General features: G+C 68.4%; 22 protein-coding genes. 10 read left to right on the top strand and 12 right to left on the bottom strand.

Annotated elements, in window-relative coordinates:
- Both DL990_RS03765 and DL990_RS03760 read left to right on the top strand, forming a co-directional pair.
- Positions 1-519, top strand: coding sequence for an RNA polymerase sigma factor (locus DL990_RS03765; RefSeq protein ID WP_125797866.1), 519 nt, complete (start codon positions 1-3; stop codon positions 517-519).
- Positions 512-1,390, top strand: coding sequence for a VOC family protein (locus tag DL990_RS03760; protein ID WP_125781731.1), 879 nt, complete (start codon positions 512-514; stop codon positions 1,388-1,390). Before DL990_RS03765 ends, DL990_RS03760 begins: the two co-directional genes overlap by 8 nt.
- 201 nt (positions 1,391-1,591) lie before the next feature.
- On the opposite strand, the gene DL990_RS03755 is transcribed toward DL990_RS03760, so the two are convergent.
- The 3 genes from DL990_RS03755 to DL990_RS03745 are packed head-to-tail and all read right to left on the bottom strand — an operon-like array spanning position 1,592 to position 4,986.
- Positions 1,592-3,355 (bottom strand): gamma-glutamyltransferase family protein, encoded by a 1,764-nt coding sequence (locus tag DL990_RS03755; RefSeq protein WP_125797865.1) that lies wholly within the window; start codon positions 3,353-3,355, stop codon positions 1,592-1,594.
- A 32-nt stretch (positions 3,356-3,387) separates the two neighbouring features.
- Positions 3,388-3,783 carry a hypothetical protein gene (locus tag DL990_RS03750; protein WP_125797864.1) on the bottom strand — a complete coding sequence of 132 codons (396 nt, stop codon included), beginning with the start codon at positions 3,781-3,783 and terminating at the stop codon, positions 3,388-3,390.
- Positions 3,784-3,792: 9 nt separating this feature from the next.
- Entirely contained in the window at positions 3,793-4,986 is a 1,194-nt protein-coding gene (locus DL990_RS03745) for an FAD-dependent monooxygenase (protein ID WP_125797863.1), read from the bottom strand.
- 114 nt (positions 4,987-5,100) lie between these two features.
- Between DL990_RS03745 and DL990_RS03740 the strand changes: the two genes are divergently transcribed.
- Positions 5,101-5,679 carry a TetR/AcrR family transcriptional regulator gene (locus DL990_RS03740; RefSeq protein WP_125781723.1) on the top strand — a complete coding sequence of 193 codons (579 nt, stop codon included), beginning with the start codon at positions 5,101-5,103 and terminating at the stop codon, positions 5,677-5,679.
- A 66-nt stretch (positions 5,680-5,745) separates the two neighbouring features.
- Here the strand turns inward: DL990_RS03740 and DL990_RS03735 are convergent, their stop codons facing one another.
- Positions 5,746-7,056: a UDP-glucose/GDP-mannose dehydrogenase family protein gene (locus DL990_RS03735; RefSeq protein ID WP_125781721.1), complete on the bottom strand. Its 1,311-nt coding sequence runs from the start codon at positions 7,054-7,056 to the stop codon at positions 5,746-5,748.
- Between the two features lie 158 nt (positions 7,057-7,214).
- Between DL990_RS03735 and DL990_RS03730 the strand changes: the two genes are divergently transcribed.
- Positions 7,215-7,973: an SDR family NAD(P)-dependent oxidoreductase gene (locus tag DL990_RS03730; protein WP_125797862.1), complete on the top strand. Its 759-nt coding sequence runs from the start codon at positions 7,215-7,217 to the stop codon at positions 7,971-7,973.
- Positions 7,974-8,042: 69 nt separating this feature from the next.
- Here DL990_RS03730 and DL990_RS03725 read toward each other — a convergent pair whose 3' ends face one another.
- The 3 genes from DL990_RS03725 to DL990_RS03715 form a co-directional block, all read right to left on the bottom strand.
- Positions 8,043-8,717: a class I SAM-dependent methyltransferase gene (locus DL990_RS03725; RefSeq protein WP_125797861.1), complete on the bottom strand. Its 675-nt coding sequence runs from the start codon at positions 8,715-8,717 to the stop codon at positions 8,043-8,045.
- A 118-nt stretch (positions 8,718-8,835) separates the two neighbouring features.
- Entirely contained in the window at positions 8,836-9,444 is a 609-nt protein-coding gene (locus DL990_RS03720) for a PadR family transcriptional regulator (RefSeq protein ID WP_125797860.1), read from the bottom strand.
- Between the two features lie 81 nt (positions 9,445-9,525).
- Positions 9,526-11,208, bottom strand: coding sequence for a TM0106 family RecB-like putative nuclease (locus tag DL990_RS03715; protein WP_370451241.1), 1,683 nt, complete (start codon positions 11,206-11,208; stop codon positions 9,526-9,528).
- A gap of 54 nt (positions 11,209-11,262) precedes the next feature.
- Here DL990_RS03715 and DL990_RS03710 point away from each other — a divergent pair, with 54 nt between their 5' ends.
- On the top strand, positions 11,263-11,727 hold the full coding sequence (locus tag DL990_RS03710) for a DUF6474 family protein (protein ID WP_125781711.1): 465 nt from the start codon (positions 11,263-11,265) through the stop codon (positions 11,725-11,727).
- Between the two features lie 337 nt (positions 11,728-12,064).
- Here the strand turns inward: DL990_RS03710 and DL990_RS03705 are convergent, their stop codons facing one another.
- Genes DL990_RS03705 through DL990_RS03690 form a run of 4 tightly spaced genes read right to left on the bottom strand, consistent with a single transcriptional unit; the run spans position 12,065 to position 15,617 of the window.
- A complete protein-coding gene (locus tag DL990_RS03705) occupies positions 12,065-13,024 on the bottom strand; it encodes a glycine betaine ABC transporter substrate-binding protein (protein ID WP_125797858.1) in 960 nt (319 codons plus the stop codon).
- A gap of 1 nt (position 13,025) precedes the next feature.
- Positions 13,026-13,802 carry an ABC transporter permease gene (locus DL990_RS03700; RefSeq protein ID WP_125781707.1) on the bottom strand — a complete coding sequence of 259 codons (777 nt, stop codon included), beginning with the start codon at positions 13,800-13,802 and terminating at the stop codon, positions 13,026-13,028.
- A complete protein-coding gene (locus tag DL990_RS03695) occupies positions 13,799-14,983 on the bottom strand; it encodes an ABC transporter ATP-binding protein (protein WP_370310633.1) in 1,185 nt (394 codons plus the stop codon). Before DL990_RS03695 ends, DL990_RS03700 begins: the two co-directional genes overlap by 4 nt.
- Positions 14,970-15,617, bottom strand: a complete 648-nt coding sequence (locus DL990_RS03690; protein WP_037308875.1) for an ABC transporter permease — start codon at positions 15,615-15,617, stop codon at positions 14,970-14,972. The genes DL990_RS03695 and DL990_RS03690 overlap by 14 nt, the downstream gene beginning before the upstream one ends.
- A 302-nt stretch (positions 15,618-15,919) precedes the next feature.
- Here DL990_RS03690 and DL990_RS03685 point away from each other — a divergent pair, with 302 nt between their 5' ends.
- The 4 genes from DL990_RS03685 to DL990_RS03670 all read left to right on the top strand — a co-directional run bounded on the left by DL990_RS03685 (position 15,920) and on the right by DL990_RS03670 (position 18,844).
- Positions 15,920-16,408, top strand: a complete 489-nt coding sequence (locus tag DL990_RS03685; RefSeq protein ID WP_125797959.1) for a hypothetical protein — start codon at positions 15,920-15,922, stop codon at positions 16,406-16,408.
- 70 nt (positions 16,409-16,478) lie between these two features.
- Positions 16,479-17,252: a YcnI family protein gene (locus DL990_RS03680; RefSeq protein WP_125797857.1), complete on the top strand. Its 774-nt coding sequence runs from the start codon at positions 16,479-16,481 to the stop codon at positions 17,250-17,252.
- Entirely contained in the window at positions 17,253-17,816 is a 564-nt protein-coding gene (locus DL990_RS03675) for a copper resistance CopC family protein (protein ID WP_125781702.1), read from the top strand. It begins immediately after the preceding gene.
- Complete coding sequence (locus DL990_RS03670; RefSeq protein WP_125781700.1) at positions 17,813-18,844, top strand: copper resistance D family protein; 1,032 nt, start codon at positions 17,813-17,815, stop codon at positions 18,842-18,844. The genes DL990_RS03675 and DL990_RS03670 overlap by 4 nt, the downstream gene beginning before the upstream one ends.
- 6 nt (positions 18,845-18,850) lie before the next feature.
- Here DL990_RS03670 and DL990_RS03665 read toward each other — a convergent pair whose 3' ends face one another.
- A complete protein-coding gene (locus DL990_RS03665) occupies positions 18,851-19,561 on the bottom strand; it encodes a methyltransferase domain-containing protein (protein ID WP_158632581.1) in 711 nt (236 codons plus the stop codon).
- Between the two features lie 295 nt (positions 19,562-19,856).
- Here DL990_RS03665 and DL990_RS03660 point away from each other — a divergent pair, with 295 nt between their 5' ends.
- Positions 19,857-21,818 (top strand): tetratricopeptide repeat protein, encoded by a 1,962-nt coding sequence (locus DL990_RS03660; protein WP_233598683.1) that lies wholly within the window; start codon positions 19,857-19,859, stop codon positions 21,816-21,818.
- Positions 21,819-21,989 lie beyond the last annotated feature (171 nt).

Here is a 21,989-nt window from a genome sequence, read left to right as displayed (position 1 = left end):
GTGACGGAACCACGGGTGCACCGGGACCCGGCCTTCGCGCTGCTGTCGCTGTACGAGACGGCGTTGCCGGAGGTCTACGGGTACCTGCTGTCCCGGTGCGGTGATCGCACCCTCGCCGAGGAGCTGACGTCCGAGACGTTCCTCGGCGCGGTGAGGTCCTGTCGCAAGGAATACGCGCCTGCAGTGAGCACTGGGTGGCTGATCGGCGTCGCCCGGCACAAGCTCGCCGATCACTGGCGGCGCAAGGAACGCGAGGAACGCGGGCTGCGACTCGTCCACGAGGAGGAGTACAGCGATCCGTGGGACGAGCGGCTGGACGCGCTTTTGGCGCGCGATGTGCTCGCGTCGCTCGGGGCACATCACCAGGCCGCGTTGACGCTTCGCTACGTCGACGGCCTCCCGGTACCGGAGGTCGCCGACCATCTGGAGCGCACGGTGCATGCCACGGAGGCGTTGCTCGTGCGGGCCCGTGCCGCGTTCCGGCGTGCTTATCAGGAGAAGGAGGGTCGCGATGACTGATCCGTTCGACGCGCTTCGCGCACCTTCGCGGCCTCTCGATCCTGACCCGCTCTTCGCCGCCGAACTGCGCGACAACCTGCGTCGCGCCGTCCTGAACGGAGCCGATATGACTCAGACAGATACAGCCGAAGTACGTTCCTTGACGCCCTATCTCGTGGTTACCGACGCGCGTGCCGCGCTCGACTTCTATGTCGAGGTGTTCGGGGCGCGGCGGCGGTCCGATCCGATCGTGATGGAGGACGGCCGGGTCGGGCACGCGGAACTGGCCATCGGGAACAGCGTGCTGATGTTCGCGGATGAATTCCCCGAACTGGGCAATGTGGTGGCGCCCGAGGGCGGCACACTGATCCGGATCGAAGTCCCGGATGCCCACGCGTCCGCGCGGCGCGCTGCGGAACTGGGCGGCGTGCTGGAGCGGCCCGTCGCTGACGAAGGCCATGGCCTGAGCGGGACGATCAAGGACCCGTACGGCCAACGGTGGCTGGTGTCGCAAGCCGCTCCTTCCGGGACCTCGGGAGCGCGGCCGATCCGGCACGGCGAAGCCGGCTACTTCACCTTCCAGGTCCCGGACGACGAACGCGCGAAGGCGTTCTACGGCGCCGTTCTCGGCTGGCAGTTCTCGCCCGGGCGCGTCGAAGGCGGTTGGGGCGTCGAAGGTTCCGGCCTGCAAGGCGGACTTTGGGGTGGCCCGGGGCGCCAAGTTGGCTGGAAGGTCATGTACGCCGTCGACGACCTCGCCGCCGCGCTCGACCGTGTCCGAGCCCAAGGCGGCCAGGTCGGCGAAACCGAACAGCAGCCCTACGGCCTGAGCGCCGACTGCGTGGACGACCAGGGCATCGAATTCTGGCTCTGGGAACAGCCGCGCTCTTGAGTCACTACCCCAACCCCCCGCCCGTCCCAGGGGGGCGACCCCGAAGCCAGTCTATCGCCGATGGGGGCGGGGAAACGGACGTGAGCCGAGTTGTCCACAGCTGGGAGGCATTGTGGACAACTTAGGGCCTGGGTCCACGTAGTGAGGGCCTCCTTCCCTACTTTGAGGGTAGGGAAGGAGGCCTTCACGGCATGGGGAGCGTCAGCGGCCCGCGGCGTAGCCCTGCATTCCGCGCGCGTTCGCGGCGGCACGCAAGAGACCGCCGGAACGCGAAACGGCCGAAAGCCGTCCGAGCGCCCAAGGTCCGGCATCGACGACGGCGTGTCCGCGTGCGGCCAGCGCGTCCACTGTGGACTGGCCGAGCCGTGACTCGACCACGAGTTCCCGCGGCGTCCACGAGCGCGGGTAGAACGAACTCGGGAACGCGGTCGTATGCCACGCGGGCGAGTCGATCGACTCCTGCAGGTTCAGCCCGCCGAGCGTGTGCGCCAGCCAGAAACACAGCTGCCACTGGTCCTGCTGGTCACCACCGGGAGTCCCGAACGCCAGCACCGGCTCGCCATCGCGCAGGCCCATCGACGGCGAAAGCGTGATTCGCGGCCGCTTCCGCGGCGCCAGCGAGTTCGGCAGGCCTTGCTCCAGCCAGAACATCTGCCCGCGAGAGTCGAGGCAGAAACCGAGGTCCGGGATCGTCGGGCTCGATTGCAGCCAGCCACCCGACGGCGTCACCGAGATCATGTTCCCTGCCGCGTCGACGACGTCGATGTGCACGGTGTCGCCCCGGGTCTCACCCAGCGGCCCGACGGTCGGCTCCCCCGTCGCGCCGGAGCCGGATTCCAGTCCGCGCAGCTTCTCGAGAATCGCGGGCAGCCTCGGCGAGGGACCACCGGGCCGGAGTTCGGCGGACGCTTCTTCGGTGATCAACGCCCGGCGGGTTTCCGCGTATTCACGGGAGATCAGCAACTCGATCGGCACGTCGGGGGAATCCCCGTACCAAGCCTCGCGGTCGGCGAACGCCAGCTTTGTCGCCTCGACTGCCAAGTGCACGGTGCGTTCGGTCGGAATTCCGTCCACATAGGACAATTCGCCGCGAAGGCCGTCCAGCAGCCGCGCCTGCTGCAGCAACGCCGGGCCTTGCGTCCAGGCGCCCATCTTCACCAGGCCCCAGTCGCCGAAGTCGACCTGCAACGCGTCCTCGTACGTCGCTTCCCAGCCCGCGATGTCGTCACCGGTGAGCAGACCGGCGTGATCGCGACCGGAGTCATCGCGGAACGCCTTGCGGCTGAACGAATCGATGGCCTCGGCGACGAAGCCCTGCGACCACGCACGGCGTCCGGCGTCGATCTGCGCCTCGCGTCCGCTGACCGACTCGGCCTCGGTGACCAGCCGCTCCCACGTGTCCGCGAGCGCCGGATTGCGATGCAGCCCCTCGGCGGGTTTGCCGTCCGGCAGCCAGAGCGCCGCCGACGTCGGCCAGTGCTCGGTGAAGAGGTCCTGTACCGCGCGGATCGTGTCACCGACCCGGCTGACCAGAGGAATCCCGTTGCGCGCGTAGGAAATCGCGTAACCGAGGACCTCGCGCAACGACTTCGTGCCGTGATCCCGCAGGAGCAGGAGCCAGCCGTCCCACGCCCCCGGCACGGTCGCGGGGAGCAGACCGCTGCCGGGGATCAAGTCGAGCCCGAGATCCGCGAAGTACTCGGGCGTGGCCGCCGCGGGCGAGACCCCCTGACCTGCGAGGACGCGCGGCGTTCGATCGTCGGCGGTGACGAAGATGCCGGGAACCTGCCCCGCCGGGCCGCACAGATGCGGCTCGGCGACCTGCAGGACGAACCCGGCCGCTACCGCCGCGTCGAAGGCGTTGCCGCCGTTTTCGAGCACCGCCATGCCGGTGGCCGAAGCCAGCCAGTGCGTCGATGCCACCATGCCGTGGGTGCCGGCCAGTTCCGGCCTGGTCGTGAACACACCGCTGATACTACGCTTTGCTAACTACTTTTTCAGTCCCAGAAGTTGAAGAGGGCGTCGCCGAGGGTCGCGGGCCTCCAGCACTTCATGTCGTACGCGGAGATTCCCCAGGCTTCGGCGTCGGGCGGGCCGAGCAGTTCGGCTCGCGTCAGCACCCGGAATCCCGGCTGCTCGGCCAGCACGCCGACCAGCTCGGGCTCGTCGAGGTAGGTCAGTGGATTACCGTCGACCCATCCTTCGGAGAAATCGATGGACCGCGGTTCGGTGATGGCCAGCACCCCGTCGCGGTTGCACATGATCGCGACGGTCCGGTCGCGGTAGACGATGACGCACTCGTCGAAATCCGAGTACTGGAAGTCGGTGACCCGGCCATGCGTTCGCCGAGCCGCCTCGTAGCAAGCCTTCCGGAACGCCTTCTCATCCCTCACCCGCCGAAGCTATCCCCGCGCGGCGACCGGAGCGTCATAGTTTTCCAGCGTCGCCGCGTTGGCCGCGCGGGAAGTCAGCCACGTGAACACCCCCGTCATCGGCTTCGACCCCAGCACCCGGTACAGGAAGTTCCGGTAGCCGACCATGAACCGGGTCTTCGGCGCGAGGAACGTGCCGATCCCGGCCGCCTGCTTCTGCGAAACCTTGATGGGGCCACGCATTTTCTCTTCGTAACGCGCGAAAGCGACTTCGTGGTCACCGTGAGCGGCGGCGAGCTCGCCCGCCAGGACGTATGCGCCCATCATCGCGAGTCCGGTGCCCGAACCGCCCGGACCCGCGCACCAGGCGGCGTCGCCGAGCAGCACGACCCGGCCCCGTGACCACTTGTCGAGGTGGATCTGGCTGAGCGAATCGAAGTACAGCGTGTCGGCGTCTCCGAGGCCTTCCAGCAGTGCCGGAGCTTCCCAGCCGAAGTCGGCGTAGCGCTCGACGAGGGCCTTCTTCTGCGCTTCGACATCGCGGCGGTCGACCTCCAGCGGCCCGGACGCGAAGACGAAACTGACGTTGAGCGCCGAGCGGTCGCGCCCGCTGGCGACCATCACCGTCCGGCCGGGGACGCTGCAGATCTGGCCGAGATGGTCGAGGTCGAGGTGGTTGGGCGCGGTGAAGCCCGCGGTGTGGAAGCCGAGGTCGGTGCGGAACCGCTCTTCCTCGCCGAAGGCCAGCCGCCGCGCTCCGGAGTGCAGGCCGTCCGCGCCGACGACCAGGTCGAATCTGCGCGCTTCACCGTGGGCGAAGGTGACATCGACACCGTCCGACAGCTCGTCCAAGCCGGTGATCCAGTCGCCGAAGATGTACTCGACGTCGGCTTTCGTGTGGTCGTAGAGGATGCGCGTCAGGTCTCCGCGCTCGATCTCGACTTCGCCGCTGAAGAACACCGACGGCATCTGGGCGACCTTCTTGCCTCGCGTGTCGATGATGACCTGCGCGCCCATCGCGGTCTCCTTCGCGCGGATGTCTTCGAGGATTCCCATGCGTTCGAGCAGGGTCATCTGCTCGCCGCGGAAATCGACCGCGCTGCCGCCTTCGCGCAGGGCCGGGGCGCGCTCGACGACGGTCGGCGCGAAACCGCGCTTGTGGAGCCAGAAGGCGAGAGCCGGGCCCGCGATGCCGGCGCCGGAGATCAGAACGGTGGTCGTCATGGCTGCTCCCTGGGGGTTCTTGGTGATGGGACCGACCGTACGGCAGATTTGCACGCTTGGTCAAGCCACTTGGTTAAACCAGATGGATAAACCGTGTGGTCTAGGATCTCGGGCATGGGTAATCGCGAAGACCTGATGGCGGGCGCCATCCAGTGTTTGAAGGAAAAAGGCTGGTCACGCACGACAGTGCGGGATATCGCGACGGCCGCCGGGGTCAGCCACGCGGCGATCGGCTACCACTTCGGATCGCGCGAAGCCCTGCTGCTGACGGCGTTCTCCCAGGCGATGGACGACTGGGGCAAAGAAATCCAGGTCGAGATGATGAGCGCCGTCGACCCCGACGCGTCACCCTCGGAGCAGTACGCGGCGTCCTGGCGCGCGATGATCGACTCCTACGGGCGCAACCGGCAGCTGTGGATCGCCTCGATCGAGGCGTTCGTGCAGTCGGAGCACCACCCTGAGCTGCGAAAACAACTCGCCGCCGCGCAACGCGAGGGCCGCCGGGGAATGGCGGCGGGCATCCTCGGGATCGACGAGGACACCCTCACCGAGGCGGACGAGCGGCGGATCGGCGCGGTGGCCACGGCCCTGAACTCGGGCGTGATGCTGCAGCACATGCTCGACCCGGAGAACGGCCCGACGGCTGAAGAGGTCGTGGATGGGCTGTTGAAGCTCGTCTCCCTGGTGTCATGAAAGGTCCTTTCCTTGCAAAATTTGCAAGAAAAGGACCTTTCATCGCACCCGCGGGAGGCGAGTGGGTCAGGAGACGGCGACCTTCCGCCGCAGCGCCGCCCGCGGCCGCCCGACGCCCTGCCACGACAGCCCGGCGTCCAGGATCCGTTGCGGGTCCAGGAGGTTGCGCGTGTCGACGACCGCGTCGCCGTCCATCTGCTCGGCCATGTACGTCCAGTCGAGCCGCTTGAACTCGTCCCATTCCGTCAGCACGACGACGGCGTCGGCCGCCTTCGCGACCTGGTACGGGTCGTCGACCACGGTCATGCCGTCGATGTGGCCGCCGACGGCGGGGTCGTAGGCGGTCAGTTCCGCGCCGAGCGCGCCCAGCACGGAAGCGACCGCGAGGGCGGGCGAGTCTCGCAGGTCGTTCGTCCCGGCCTTGAACGCCAGCCCGAGGATGCCGATCCGCGAACCGGCCAGCGTGCCGCCGACGGCGCCGGCGATCTTCGCGACGATCCGGTCCCGCTGCGCGATGTTCTCCTCGATCGCCGAGGTGAGCAGCGTGAAGTCGTACTGCACCGACTCGGCGACGCGGACCAGCGCGCTGGTGTCCTTCGGCAGGCACGAGCCGCCCCAGCCGGGGCCGGGCTTGAGGAACGAGCGGCCGATGCGCCGGTCGTAACCCATGCCTTCGGTGACCAGGTCGATGTCCGCGCCGAGACGTTCGCACAGTTCGGCGATCGAGTTCACATAGGACAGTTTCATCGCGAGGAAGCAGTTCGCCGCGTACTTCACCAGTTCCGCGCTGGCCGCGTCGGCGACGACGACGGGAGCGGCGAGGTCGGCGTAGAGATCGCCGACCCAGCGGGCGGCCGCGACGTCATCCGAGCCGACGACGATCCGGTCGGGACCGAGGAAGTCCTCCACCGCCGTGCCCTCACGCAAGAACTCCGGATTCGACACGACCGGCACGTCCGTTCGGCCGAGCATCGCCTGGATGCGCTTCGACGTTCCCACCGGGACGGTCGATTTGGTGATCAGCGCACAACCCGAAGGGATGACGTCGCCGATCTCGGTGGTCACGGCCTCGACCGCCCGCAGGTCCGCCGAGCCGCCCGCGCCCATCGGCGTTGGCACACAAAGGAAAACGGCCTCCGCGTCCCGGACGGCGTCGCGCGCGCCGACCACGAACTCGAGTCTTCCGCTGGTCAGCCCCCTCGACACCAGCTCGGACAATCCCGGCTCCAGGATGTCCACCCGTCCGGCAGAGAGCCTTGCGACCTTCGCCTGGTCGACATCGACGCAAGTGACTCGATGCCCCAGGCCCGCCAAGCAGGCTCCCGTGGTCAATCCGACGTAACCGGTCCCCACCACCACGATCCGAGCAGCGCTCATGCTGCTGAAGGTGACAGCCGGAGTTGACCTGGAAGCGAACGGAACGCTTCAGGTCCGAATACTCCTCACGACATGCTGCGCACCCGAGTGAGCCATCCCACCTGGGCCCGATGCGAACGAGCGTTAACCTATGAACGGTTGTCGACGAAAGGGAGAACATGCAGATCACCGATACCGCGGCGCTCGTCACGGGTGGCGCGTCCGGGCTCGCCTGCGCGACCGTGAAGGCGCTCGCCGCGAAGGGCGCGCGGGTCTTCGCGCTGGACCTCGCCGGTGCCATCGCGAACGCCGAGCAGATCGAGAACGTCACCTACGTCGAGGCCGACGTCACCGACCCGGAGCAGGTGCGGGCCGCGGTCGCGACCGCGGCCGAATCCGGGGTGCCGCTGCGGACCGTGGTGAACTGCGCCGGGATCGGACCGTCCGCGCGGATCCTTTCGAAGAAGGGCCCGCACGACCTCGCCCTGTACGCGAAGGTCGTCCAGATCAACCTGATCGGCTCCTTCAACGTGCTGACGCTGGCCGCCGAGGCCATCGCCAAGACCGAGCCGCTGGCCGACAACGCGCGTGGCGTCATCATCAACACCGCGTCGGTCGCCGCCTTCGACGGCCAGATCGGACAGGTCGCGTACTCGTCGTCCAAGAGCGGCATCGTCGGGATGACCCTGCCCGCCGCGCGCGACCTCGCGTCGCACGGGATCCGGGTGCTGACCATCGCGCCGGGCATCGTCGACACCCCGATGCTGGCGACGGTGAGCGAGGAGTTCCGCGCTTCGCTGGCCGAAGGCGTCCCGTTCCCGAAGCGGCTCGCGCGGCCGGACGAGTACGCGCAGCTCGCGCTGTCGCTGATCGACCACGACTACCTGAACGGCGAGGTCATCCGGATGGACGGCTCGCTGCGCATGGCGCCTCGCTGAGCCTCCCCCGCGTGCAATGAAGGACTCCTTCATCGCAAATTTTGCGATGAAGGAGTCCTTCATGTCAGGTCAGGGGCGGGTGAGACGGACGTCCAGGCCGATCCCGGCGACGGTGACCGCGCACGTCCGGAACGCGGTTTCCGCGACCAGCCCACTGAAGTCGACAGGCGTGTACGCGCGCCGCCGCAGTTGGCCGAGCGTCTGCCGGGTCGTCAGAGCGGCCAGTTTGCCGAGCTTCATGCTCTCGACTTCACGCACGATGTCGCCGTCGGTCGCGTCCCGGTTCATGTCCTGCACCACGGCCGTGCCACCCGGACGCAGCACGCGATACATCTCGTCGAGCGACTTCACCGGCCACACGAAGTTCTTGAACGCGGCCTGGCAGACGACGAAGTCGAACGACTCGTCGTCGAACGGCATCGCCGCGACGTCGCCCTCGTAAAAGGAGACCTCGACGTCTTCAGCCCGTGCGTACGCGCTCGCGATCTCGACAAAGGTCGGCGCGACGTCCAGTCCGGTGACGGAGAACCCGAGCCGCGCCAGCTCGACGGCGAAGTAGCCGGGGCCGAAGGCGACCTCGAGGATCTTCGCGCCTTCCGCCAGGTCGGCGGTGAGTTCGCGGGCCTGCTTCCGCCAGAGTTCGATCTGCGGTTCGGTGCCGCGCTGCCGCGCGTAGTTCCGCGCCAGCGCGCCGCCCATCTCCGGGATGAGCTTGAACCGCTTCCTGTCCTTGATGTTCGTCATGGTCACTCCAGGTTGGTTTCCCGGAGCCCGGTTATCCTCGAAGTGCCGTCTCGTGGCCGGGTTCCGGTTGCGGGATCGTCACCCCGGCGGGGTGCTGCAACACCTCGCCGGGGTTCTTTCAACGGCCGGTGCTCCCCCTTTCGGCCAACAGGGCCCGCCATTCGGCGAGACCGGGCATGGAACCGGAAGTCAGTTCCCCGAGGATCGAGCGGACCCACTCGGCCTCCGCCGCTCGGATCGCCAGGTGGTACTCGAGTTCGAGCAGCACCAGCCGCGGGATCTCCTCGATGAGCCTTGCCAGTTCGGCCCGGGTCGAGGCGATGTCTTCGTCCAGTGCCGCCAGCCGGGTGCGGAAGAGGGCGATGACCTCGTCCGGCCCGAGCCACCCCAGCACCGACAGCCCGGCGACGAACTTCGGCTCCTCCGGCGCGAGTTCGCCGAGCAGTTCGCGCAGCCAGTCGAGCATTTCGTCACGGCCGTCGTCGGTGATCCGGTACACCGTGCGTTCGGGACGGGCGCCCTCGCGGCCGCTCTCGACGGCCTCGATGAAGCCGTGTTTCCGCAGGTTGCCGACGACCGTGTAGAACGAGCCCCATTTGATCCCCATGTCGCGGTCCTTGCCGCGGCTCTTCAGGATCGAGGCCATTTCGTACGGATGCATCGGGCGCTCGTTCAGCGTCGACAGGATCGCCAACGCCAGCAGGTTCCCGACCTTCCGCCGCTTCACAACGCCTCCTCGTTCACGAGTACTCGTCCACGAGTATCCGCAGGAGCGCACCTGATCGCAAGTCGCTCGGCGACCGGGAGGTCAGAGGTCGTTCATGTACGGCACGGACGTCTGCGCGTGGTCGGTCATCCAGTTCCGCAGCGCGTGCGTCGCCAGGACGTCGTCCTCGTTGTAGCGCAGCAGACGTTCCCGCTGGACGGCGTCCGGGATTCCGCCGTCCATGCCGACGGCGTCGCGGTACCACCTCATCGACGCCTCGCCACCCGCTTCCGGATCGCGCCAGGCGAATCCGGCGACCGGCGCGATCACCTTGAGCCCCTTGCCCTGCGAGCACAGGAACTGGTCGGTGACGCTGCGGAAGAGGTCGATCCACTCCTCGGAGTCCACAAAGGACGCTATCTCGGCCTTCTTGGGTACCCCGGGGTATTCGCCGAACCGGTCGGCGGAACCGAAGAGCCAGCGGTTCTCGGCGAGCGCGTTGTAGCAGTAGGCGCGGAACGTCAGCCCCGCGGCGAGCGTGCGCTCGCGGACTTCGGTGAACCAGGCCCAGAACTCCGCGAACGAGCGAGCCTCGTCCGCGGTCGGCAGCGGCTCCCACGTCGCGAACGCCCGGTAGCCCTGCTCCATCCCGATGTCGGCGCCGGTCAGCAGCGAACCCCACAGGTACGCGCCGGAATCGCCGAAGCTCTCCATGTCGACGTCGACCTCGACGTCACCGCGCGAGACCTCGATGCGGTCGACCTTGCGCACCATCGTGAGGTCGGCGAGCCAGGCCCGCGCGAGGATGATCGCGTCGGCGAAGGTGCCGCCGGTCCAGTTCATCGGCGGGGGTTCGTCGGCCGGATCGAGCGCGGCCAGTTTGTCCACTGTGGACACCCCGGCGCGGCGGAGTTCCATCGCGTCCTCGCCGCGGACGACGAGGCTGACGTCGCGGGTTTCGGTGAGCACGACCTCACAGGTCGGCCACCAGGGGCAACGCCGGCATTCGAGGACGCGGGACGGTTCGGCGAGCGGTTCTTCGCCTTCGGCGGCCGCGCTCGCGATGGCGAGCCTGTCGGCGAAGCGGCTCTGATACTCCGTCAGCGCGCTCCGGCCGCCCGGCCAGGTGCCCGCGGCCAGGTCGTGCCAGACGACGACGTCCGCGTCGAGTCCGATGACGCCGCCGATGGCACGGTGTCCTTCGTGCTTCCCGAGCGCTTCGAGCATCCGATAGAGGTGCGCGAGCCGCATCTGGTCCCGCGGCTGCGAGCGGACCTTTCGCGCCGGGTCGGGCAACCGGTTCGCCGGGTCGAGGTCGGTCATCACCGTGGTCGGCGCACCCGAGCCGCGATCGGTGATGCGGTGGCGCACGACCAGCACCGGCACGTAGCCGGCGCCGGTGTGCACGAGGAGCTCGGAACCGCCACGCCGGTGACCGGCGCGATCCACCGGGAGCAGCGCGCCCCAGATGTAGTGCGCTTCGGCGGCGAAGGCGTCTTCGGTGAGCTGCACGCGCTCGGCGGCAGGGAGGTCGCGAGGGATCTTCACCCAGGTCGCGTCGGGTCCCGTCGCGTCCATGAGCTGCCGCACGATCGTCTCGCGATGCGCCGACGCGTCGGCGATCCGCTGCTGCGCGGCGGGGTCGGGCGGGGCGAGCGGGACCTCGCGCATCGCCGGATCGTGTTCGAGGTGCACGCGACGCCGGCAGCGGCTCACCGCTCCCGCGTCCAGTAGCACCTCGTTACTCACGGACAACACTCTAGAAGGCGACCGGCAAGCCGACATGCCCGCCACTTCGGGGACCAGTAAGTTCGTCAGTGACACAGCGTGGGAGGTGCCATGGCGCGCAAGGCCAAAGCCATCGAGGGCGAAGGCAGGTTCACCCCGAAGAAGGCGAAAAACGCCGTCGCGGTGGCCAAAGTGCTCGGTCCGGCCGTACTGCCGGTGATCGCGCCGTACGCCGTTCGAGCGGCGGGTGCCGCACGGGAGCTGTACGACCGTTATCAAGCGAAGAAGCTCGGCGTCGCCATCGACCAGCTCGGCGAGTACAGCGGGCGCGGTGCCGCGCTGCACGCGCGCATCGCGGGGCTGACGCAGGGCCTCGCGGAGCTGAAGAGGTCCGCGAAGGCGACAGACGCCGACGCGGCCTTCGCGAAGGACACTCAGGGGACGCTGGAGCAACTCTCGGCGACCGTTCGCGCTTCGGAGCGGATGCCCGCCGCGCGGCGGAAGGCGGCGCACCGGGCCGTGGCCGGGGAGCTGGACCAGCTGGAGGGAAAGCTCCTCCACCGGCTGGGGATCTAGCCGCCCTTCGCGCCCCTCAAGCGCAATGAAAGCGTCCTTCATAGCAAATTTTGCTATGAAGGACGCTTTCATCTCACGCGCGAGACGGGACGCGGGGACGGGAGCGGGACGGGAGCGGACAGGGACGGCGGCGAACCCAGAAGCGACAGGGACGCAGGCGAACTCAGCCGAGAGGTCTCCCCAAGGGCGCCCCGCGCCCGACGGAGACTTCACCGTCGAGCGCCCTCTCTTGGGCCGAAGGCCCACGGAAACGTGATGAAGGGGCGCCTCCACGCCCACCGCGAGGTGGAAGCGGAACGACGCCCCTTCGGCACGTTTACGTCAGCGCTCGACAGATTTAACCGATAAAGCCCTTCTTCTTCATCCATTCGTAGGCGACTTCGCCCTGGTCACGGCCGTCGACGTCGACCTGTTTGCACAGTTCGATCATCTGCTCGTTGTCGATGGCCGCGCTCACGGCTTCCAGCGGTCCACGGATTTCCGGGTGCTGGTTGAGGAACTCGGTCCTCAATGTCGCCACGGCGTTGTACTGCGGGAACGCCTTCTTGTCGTCTTCGAGTACGCGCAGGTTCAGTCCGGCGATCCGGCCGTCGGTGGTGAAGATCTCGCCGATCGGGCAGGTGCCGCTCGCGACCGCCGAGTAGATCGTGCCGATGCCGAAGTTCTTGATCACCGGGTTCTGGAAGCCGTACGACCGCACGGCGGCGGGGAAACCGTCCTGGCGGCTGGTGAATTCGGTCTCCAGGCAGAAGACGCTCTGGTCGGGCTTCTGTTTGAGGAACGCCGCCAGGTCCGACGTCGTCTTCAGGTTGTTCGCCGCTCCGTAGGCCTCGGTGACCGCGAAGCCGTACTGGTCGTTCAGCGGCGAATAGTTCAGCCAGGAGATGCCGAACTTCGCTTCGTCGGCCGCCTTCGTGGCTTCGTACTGCGCCTGTTCCCCGCCGGGGACGGGCAGTTCGTTGCCCTGGTAGTTGATCCAGCCGGTGCCGGTGTACTCCCACGCGACGTCGGTCTGGCCGGTGAGCAACGCCTGCCGCGACGAGTTCGAGCCCTTGATGTCGGTCAGGTCGATGACGTCCGCGCCCGCCGCGGAAAGCGCCATCTCGGCCATGTAGCCGAGGATGATGTTCTCGGTGAAGTCCTTGGACCCCACCGTCACCTCGACGCCCTTGAGCGACTCGATGGGTTTGATCGAACCTGGTTCGATCTTGTACGGCAGCGCGGTGTTGACCTCGAGTCCGCACGCGGAAAGCGTGCCGCACAACAGGACCGCGCCGAGGATCGCCTTGAGCCGCATGTCAGCGCAGTCCCTTCGGTCCGAGGAGCTGTTCCGCCACCGCGCCGAGCCAGTCGACCAGCAGCGCCAGCGCGACGGCGAGCACCGAGCCGGTGATCAGCACCTTCGTCAGGTTGAGCTTGTAGCCGGTGTCGATGAGCAGGCCGAAACCGCCGGCGTTCACGAACATGCCGAAGGTCGCCGTGCCGACGGCCAGCACCAGCGAGGTCCGCAGACCGGCGAGGACCAGCGGGACGGCCAGCGGGAACTCGACCCGCCACAACACGCCGGTGGCCGACATGCCGATACCGCGGCCGGCGTCGATCAGGGCGGGGTCGATCTGCTGCAGGCCGACCATCGTGTTCCGCAGCACCGGAAGCAGCGAGTAGAACGCCAGCGGCAGCGCCGCGACCCACAGCCCGCCGGTCGCGCCGGTGACGATGAACCACAGCACCAGCACGCCGAGCGCGGGCGCGGCCTGGCCGATGTTCGCGACGGCCAGGAAGACCGGCGCCGCCCATTTCGCCCAGGGTCGCGTCACGAGCACGCCGAGCGGCACCGCCACGGCGACCACGATCGCGGTGACCACGATGGTCATCGCCAGGTGGTCGCGCAGCGCGGCAAGCAGTCCGGCCGCGTTGAGGGTCGCCTTCTCCGTCGCGGTGAGGTCGCTGGTGAACACCCAGATCAGCACCCCGGCGACGATCAGCAGCACCACGGCCGGCTGGGCGAACAGCCGGACCCGTTCGGCGCTTCTCGACGAAGACTCGGTGGAGAACCCGGTATCGACGGCCGTCATGCGGTCACACCTTCCGCCGGGCTGTCGTCGGAGTGCTCCTCGCGCAACTGCTGGATCGTCGAGATGACGGTGTCGAGCTCGATCGTCCCGGCGTATTCGCCGCGGGCGCCGGTCACCGGGACGCTGCCGCCCTCGGCGAGCATGGCTTCGAGCGCGTCCTGCAGGGTCGACTGGAGGCTGACGTAGTCGCGCAGCGGTTTGCCCGCGGTGGCCAGCGACGTCGCCGCGGTCAGCTCGCGGACGTGCACCCACCGCATGGGACGGCGGCGCTGGTCGAGCACCAGCACGAAATGCTTGCGCTGCTTGGTCAGCTTCTCGCGGACGTCCGACGGCGATTCGCTCACCGTCGCCGTCAGCGCGTCCTGCTTCAGCTCGACGTCGCGGACCCGCAGCAGCGTCAGCTGCTTCAGCGAGGCGCCGGCGCCGACGAAACCGGCGACCGTGTCGTCGGCGGGGTTCGCGAGGATCGCGTCCGGGGTGTCGTACTGGAGGATCTTCGACTGGTCGCCGAGCACCGCGATCTTGTCGCCGAGCTTCACGGCCTCGTCGAAGTCGTGGGTGACGAAGACGATCGTCTTCTTCAGTTCGGTCTGGAGCCGCAGCAGTTCGTCCTGCAGGTTGCCGCGGGTGATCGGGTCGACCGCGCCGAACGGTTCGTCCATCAGCAGCACCGGCGGGTCGGCCGCGAGCGCCCGCGCGACGCCGACGCGCTGCTGCTGCCCGCCGGACAGCTGACGCGGGAACCGGTCGCGGAAATCGGCCGGGTCCAGCCCGACCAGGTCCATCATCTCCTCGACCCGGTCGTTGACCTTCTTCTTGTCCCAGCCGAGCAGCCCCGGCACCACCGCGATGTTCTGCGCGACGGTGAAGTGCGGGAAGAGCCCGGCCTGCTGGATCGCGTAGCCGATGCGACGGCGCAGGGTGTCGACGTCGAGCTTCAGCGCGTCGTCGCCGCCGATGGTGATGCGGCCCGACGTCGGCTCGATCAGCCGGTTGATCATCCGCATGGTCGTGGTCTTGCCGCAGCCGGACGGGCCGACGAAGACCACGATCTTGCCGGCGGGCACCACCATCGAGAAGTCGTCGACCGCGGGCTCACGGGTGCCGGGGTAGCGCTTCGAGACGTTCTCCAGCTGGATTTCGACGCCGGATACGGTTTCAGGAGACTCAGCCACGGACACCCCTAGAGACGGTCAAACGGTTGATCAGGACGTAAACGGCGTCGAGGACCAGTGCGAGGACGACCACACCGAGCGTCCCGGTCAGTGCCTGGTTGAGGGAGTTCGTGCTCCCCGCGTTGGTGAGGCCGGAGAAGACCTCGGAGCCGAGGCCCGGGCCCTTCGCGTAGGCCGCGATGACCGCGATGCCCATGAGCATCTGCGTCGCGACCCGCATCCCGGTGAGGATGGCGGGCCAGGCGAGCCGCAGTTCCACCCTGGTCAGCACGCCGAACCGGCTCATGCCGATACCGCGCGCCGCGTCGCTGACCGCTGGATCGACGCCGCCGAGTCCGACGATCGTGTTCCGCACGATCGGCAGCAGGGCGTAGAGCACGAGCGCGATGACGGTGGTGTTCACCCCGAGGCCGAACACGGGGATGAGCAGCCCCAGGAGAGCGAACGAGGGGACGGTGAGGATCGTGCTCGCCAGCGCCGTGGCCACGGCCGACCCGATCGGGCTGCGGTAGACGGCGACGCCGATCACCACGCCGAGCACGGCGGCGATGATCGTGCACTGCACGACCGCGCTGACGTGGAGGAGCCCTTGGAGGGCGAGTCTGTCCCACCGATCCGAGATGTACTCGAAGAGATTCATCGCGTGCTGGTTCTCCCGCCGCCTCTGGGTGAGACTCCTCACCCATTCGGAGTAGCTGTATCGGGAGCCTGACTACCCAAAACCCGCGCGGTCAAACCCCTGTTTACCGCCTTTTATCCCGTAAACCTTCCCCATTCGGCCTAAATGGGCAAACGCACGCGCCGTCCCGCCGGTGTCTTTCCCACTGCTCAACAGCCGGGAGGAGATCGACCACGCGGCAGTACGTCGAATACTCTTCACCCGTGAGTAAGGGCAGCCATCACCGAAGCGCGTTACGCGTTGTGCGTGGTGGTTTGCTCGGCGTGAGCTCCGCGGCGCTGGCCGTCACCGCTCACATGATCGGGGACGGCGATCTACCCGATACGGCGATGACGTTGTTGCTCACCGTGCTGATCGGCTGGAACGCCGCCGCGCTCGCCGCGAAGGCCCGCGGGCCGCTGGCCACCATCGTCGATCTCGGCGCCGGTCAGGTCGTGATGCACCTCGTGCTCAGCTCGCTGAGCACCCACGAACCGCACGGCGAACCCGCACCCCTTTCGGGTGGGCTCGCGATGACCGTCGCGCACGTCGTCGCCACGCTGGTCACCGCGTTGCTGCTGGCCAAGGCCGACGGACTGTTGCTCGGCGTCCTCGCCTGCCTGCGCGCGCTGGTCCCGTTCATCCTCAACGCGCTCCCGGTGCCCGCCGCGGTGGCGTCCCCGGTGCTCGCCCGTCCGGCGGGCCCCGGTCATCTCGTCGGCGTGGACCTCCGCCGGGTCCACGGCAGGCGCGGCCCGCCGCTGTTCTCCTGAACCCAGCTCATCCCCCGTAATCGGCGAGGCCCCCGAGCCCGCCGTCTCGAATCACGTTCAGGAGTACTTCGTGTCCAAGCACGTCTTCAAGCGAGCCGGTTTCCTGGCCGCCGCCATCGGTGCCGCCGGTCTGCTCTCGGCAGGGGTCGCGTCGGCCCACGTCACCGCCAACGTCTACGGCCCCCAGCCCGAAAAGGGCGGCTACGGGTCGATCTTCTTCCGCGTCCCCAACGAGGAGAAGGACGCCGGCACCGTCAAGGTCGAGGTCACCCTCAAACCCGAGTACGCGCTCAGCTCCGTGCGCACCAAGCCGATCCCCGGCTGGAAGGCCGAGGTCGTCAAGTCCAAGCTGCCCAGCCCGGTGACCACCGCTTCCGGTACGCAGATCACCGAGGCCGTCACCAAGGTCTCGTGGACCGCCGAGCCCGGCACCAAGATCGCCGCCGGTTCGACCGAGTTCCAGGAGTTCCAGATCAGCGCGGGCCAGTTCCCGACCAACGTCGACGCGATCGAGTTCCCGGCCACCCAGACGTACGAGAACGGCAAGGTCGTCGAGTGGAACCAGCCGACCCCGGCCTCCGGTGAGGAGCCGGAGCACCCCGCGCCGACCGTGAAGCTCGCCGAGAAGAGCGGTGACGGACACGGTGGTGGCCACGGCTCCGACGCGAAGGCCTCCGAGGAATCCCACGCCGCGTCCTCGTCTTCCGACAACACCGCCCGCTGGCTCGGCGGCGCCGGACTGGTCGTCGGCGCGCTCGGCCTCGGCGTCGGCGCCGGTGCCACCCTGCGCGCCCGCCGCGCCACCGCCGTTTCGAGCAAGAGCAACACCGAGGGAACCGAGTAAATGCGTAAAGCGATCGTCGCGCTGGCGATCACCGGGGTGGCGTGGCTCGCCACCGCCACCCCGGCGCTGGCGCACAACGTCCTGATCTCCTCGGACCCGGCGAAGGGCGCTTCGCTCGCCGCCGGGCCCGCGAAGGTCACGCTCACGTTCGACCAGTACGTCCAGAACGCGAACGTCAACCAGATCGCGGTCATCGGACCGGGCGGCGGCCAGTGGGCCGAAGGCCAGGTCGAGGTCCGCGACAGCGTCGTGACCGTGCCGCTGCGGCCGCTCGGCCCGGCGGGCGAGTACAAGATCGGCTACCGGATCCTGTCCGCGGACGGGCACGCCGTGACCGGTGAGGTGCCGTTCACCCTCACCGCCGCGGGCACCGGGACCCCGGCGAGCGCCGACGCCGCGCGCAGCAACGCGGGCCAGGCCGAGACGACCCCGGCGACGGGTGGCGAAAACTCGTCCGGGGTGCCGATCTGGGTGTGGATCGCGGGCGCCGTCGTGCTGCTCGCCGTCGGACTGACCGTCGCACTGCGCACCGGCGCGGGTGACAAGGAGAAGAGCGGCTCATGACACAGGCCGAGACCACCTCGCGTACTCGCGTCGCCGTCCTGTTCTGCGTGGTGACGGCGGGCATCGTCGGCGCCCTGATCGGCGTCGCGCTGACCGCGACGGCCCCGGTGCCCGGGGTCGCGCAGGTCAGCGAGGTGGTCTCGGTCTCCATCCCGATGGTGCGGGTACTGCTGGACATCTCGGCCGTCGCCACGATCGGGCTGGCGCTGCTCTCGGTACTGGTCGGCTACGACCGGCCGAAGCTCTCCGAGCCGATCATGCGGATCGCGCGGCCCGCGAGCGTCGCGGCCGCGCTGGTCTGGGCGACCACCGCGCTCGTCGCGCTGATCCTGCAGACCGCCGAATACCGGCCGGGCTCCAGCACGCTGTCGATGTCGGACGTCGGGAGCTACATCGCCGACGTCGGCGCCGGGAAGGCGCTGCTGATCGTCGCGGTGCTGGCCCTGCTGCACGCGGGACTCGGCGTCCTCGCGCTGAAACACGGCGAGAAGGTGCCCGCGGAAGTCCGCGTCGGGCTGGGCCTGTTCGCGCTGCTGCCGCTGCCGGTCACCGGGCACGCGTCGAACTGGAACTACCACGACTACACGATGATCTCGATGGAACTGCACGTGATGAGCGCCGTCGCCTGGACCGGCGGGCTCGGCGCGATGACGGTGCTGCTCATCGGGAACCGGACACTGCTGGCGCACGCGCTGCCGCGGTTCTCCAAACTGGCGACGCTGTGCCTGATCCTCGGCGCGGCGACCGGGTTGTTCAACGGGCTGATCGAGATCTCGCTCAACCCGTCGCTCGGCTTCTGGGAAGGCGTCTTCACCACGCCGTATGGGCAACTGGTGCTGCTGAAACTGTTGTGCACCGGCGTGATCGCCGGTCTCGGCGCCTACACACGCTGGAAGCTGATGCCGCAGATCGTGCGGCACAACCGCACGGCGCTGGCTGCGTGGGCGACGCTGGAACTGACGGTGATGGGGCTCGCGTTCGGCTTCGCCGTCGTCCTCACGCGAGCCCCGGTCGTCCCGACGACCTGAGCCGGATCAGGCCTTCTTGTCCAGCGAAACGATCATCAGCGTCTCGGTGGACTCCGGTTCGAAGCGGACTTCGGCGATCCCGGACAGCTCTTCGTTGAGGTTCACCCGGCCGTCGTGATTCCAGACGACGAGCGCGTCGCCTTCACGGCAGAAGTTCCACTGGTGCAAGCCGTAGTAGTTCTCGCGTTCGCCCTCGTTCACGTTGAGCATCAGCACGACGGCGTGGCCAGGCTTGACGACCTCGAGCATCTGACGGGTGCCGAGCACCGGGTCGTACACGTGGTCCAGCGCGTTCTGGCAGTACACCAGGTCGAAGTGGTCCACCGGGAACACCTCGGACAGCTTCTCCACCTCGGCGTCCTGGGTGGCCACCAAGGGCGTCAGGTCCAGCTCGGCGAGGAGGCCGTTGTACCGGTCGGCGAGCGGGTCGACCGGGGTGATCTCCACCGTGCGGCCGGGCCATTGCTTGCCGACGCAGGTCAGCGGGCCCGCGCCGACGTCGAGGATGCGGACCGTCGATCTCTCGGGCGCGAACGGCTCGAGGTTCCTTGTCAGATGCGGCTGGTTGCGCAGGTCGGAGTCCGGACTGGTCCGCCACTCGTAGTCGTTGAATCCTCCGCCGGCGAAGGCTTCGGGCCCACCCGAGAGCCAGATCCGCCAGTGGTCCAGCTCGTTCGACAGTCCTTCTTGCCAGCGGGTCTTGCCTGCTGTCTCCATGAAGATGCCTCTTTCACCCGATAGAAGTCTTGAACCCCATAACGGCCCCAATGTACTGACGCCCGGCCCAGCTTCCGCGCTTGCTCCATCCGGCCGCATTTGGGCGGTTTCACTGTCCTCTCCGGACGTTCACCGGAATGCTCTACGCGATCGCTGGGATCGACCCGAAGAGGGGAAGTAGATGGGCGGCCCGTTGCCGGGTGAAAGTGAAGTCAGCACGCCACAGGTACCGCGTCAGCGATCGGCGGTCCGGCTCACCAGACAGGTGAGTTCGGGGCCACGGCAGCTTCCGCCCGTGCCCGCCCATTTCACCAACCGCACGGCCGAGCTCGCGCTGCTCGAACGGCTGCTGACCGAGAACGACACCACCGGACCGGCGGTGCATCTGATCAGCGGTCAGGGCGGGATCGGGAAGACGGCGCTGGCCACCGCGTGGGGCCGCCACCTCGGTGACCGGTTCCCGGACGGGCACCTGTGGGCGGATCTCGGCGGGTTCAGCACCAACGGCCCGCTCTCCGCGAGCGAAGCGCTCGGCCGGTTCCTCCGGGCCTTGGGTTTCCCGCCGGAAGGGCTGCCCGGGGACGTCGAGGAGCTCACCGCCCTCTATCGCACGACGACCGCCGAGCGGCCACTGCTCGTGCTGCTCGACAACGCCGCGTCGACCGAGCAGGTGCTGCCCCTGCTGCCCGCCGGCGGGGAAAGCCTCGTGATCGTGACTTCGAGGCGCCGCCTGGGCAGGCTCCAGACCGAACATCGCGCGAAGCTGGTCGAGCTGGCGCCCTTCGGTTCCGCGCACAGCGCCGAACTGCTGGGCCGCGCGGTCGGCTCGGAGCGGGTCGGCGCCGAAGCCGCCCAGGCTCGGACCATCGCCGAGCTGTGCGGCGGCCTGCCGATCGCGCTCACCACGGTCAGCGCCAAGCTCGCGGGACGACCGAAAATGTCGCTGGAGAAGATCGCCTCCGAACTGGGGAAGGAATATCGTCGACTGGCCACGCTCTCGACGAAAGAGGCGCAATCGGTGGAAGCCAGCTTCAACCTCTCCTATGACGAACTCCCCTCCGACGCGGCCGCGCTGTACGCGGCGCTCGGGCTGCATCCCGGCCCCGACTTCGGCGTCGGCGCGGCGGCCGCGTCGATCGCCGTGCGCGAGGAGGTGGCCGACGACCTGCTGGACCAGCTCGTCGACGTCGGGCTGCTGATCGACCGCGGCGACGACCGGTACACCTTCCACGATCTCGCGCGGCTGCACGCCAAGGAGAAGACGGCGGGCAACGAATACGACCGCGACATCGCCGTTCGCCGCATGCTGGAGTGGTACCTCTTCACCGCCTCCGCGACGGCGGGCCTGACCACCCCCGATCAGGAGCCGATCCCGTACCGGTACGAGTACCGGCCGTCGGCGCGGGCGTCGTTCGACAGTGACCAAGAGGCACTCGACTGGCTGGAGCTGGAACGCGAGAACCTCATCGCCGCGGTCGAGACGGCCCACGACTGGGAGCTGCCGGAACTCGGCTGGCAGCTGGCCGCCGCGATGTGGCCGCTCTTCCTGTTCCGCAAGCACTATCCGGACTACCTGCGGGTGAGCGAGATCGGCGCCCGCTGCGCGAAGGCGTGGGGCAACGCCTCCGCGGAGGCGTTGATGCGGAACCGCGCCGGCGCCGCGTGCCGTGCCACCGGACGCTACGACGAAGCCGTCGGGAACTATCTGGCCGGACGCGAAGCCGCGCGGAAGGCGGACGACAGCGTCGTCGAGATCCGTTCGGTGGAAGGGCTCGGCCTGGTCGCGTTGCAGCAGGGCAGGCTCGACGACGCCGTCGAGTGGTTCACCGAGGACCTCCTGCTCGGTGAGCGGCAGGAACGTCCGCACGACATCGGGCTGGCGCTGATCAACCTCGGCGCGACCCGCGTCCGCGCCGGACGGCCCGAAGCCGCGATCGCCGACCTCACCCGCGCTCGCGACATTCTCGACGGCGACGACTACAACGTGGCCCGCGCCCGGATCGAACTCGCCCGCGCCCTCACGGTCACCGGGGATCTCGCGGCCGCACGGGCCGAACTCGAACCCGCCCGCGCCACCATGGAGGCGAGGGGATCGAGGTTCGAGGTGGCCAGGACGCTGGCCGCGTTCGGCGAGATCGCCGAGGCGGACGGCGATCGGGACCGAGCACGAGGCCTCTACGACCAGGCGTTGCCGATTTTCGTCGGCCTCGGCCGTCCGGAGGCGGACGCTCTGCGTACGCGTTTGGAACAACTGTGACCCCGAAGGCCCCGATCGGTACCCAGCGACAAGGTGAACTCGCCGAGCCGAATAACACAGCGTAGCTGCAAGTTGCACATTTGGGGGAGCATTGGGCCGGGAGAAGTGATTAGCCCGGGCGAATTCGTCACCGAATGAGCGGCGAATTCGGGCAAGCGACGAACGGTCATT

Source organism: Amycolatopsis sp. WAC 01416, assembly GCF_003947485.1.
GTDB lineage: Bacteria > Actinomycetota > Actinomycetes > Mycobacteriales > Pseudonocardiaceae > Amycolatopsis.
The sequence above is the reverse complement of the archived record's forward strand: the minus strand, read 5'-3'. Positions and strand labels throughout refer to the sequence as shown.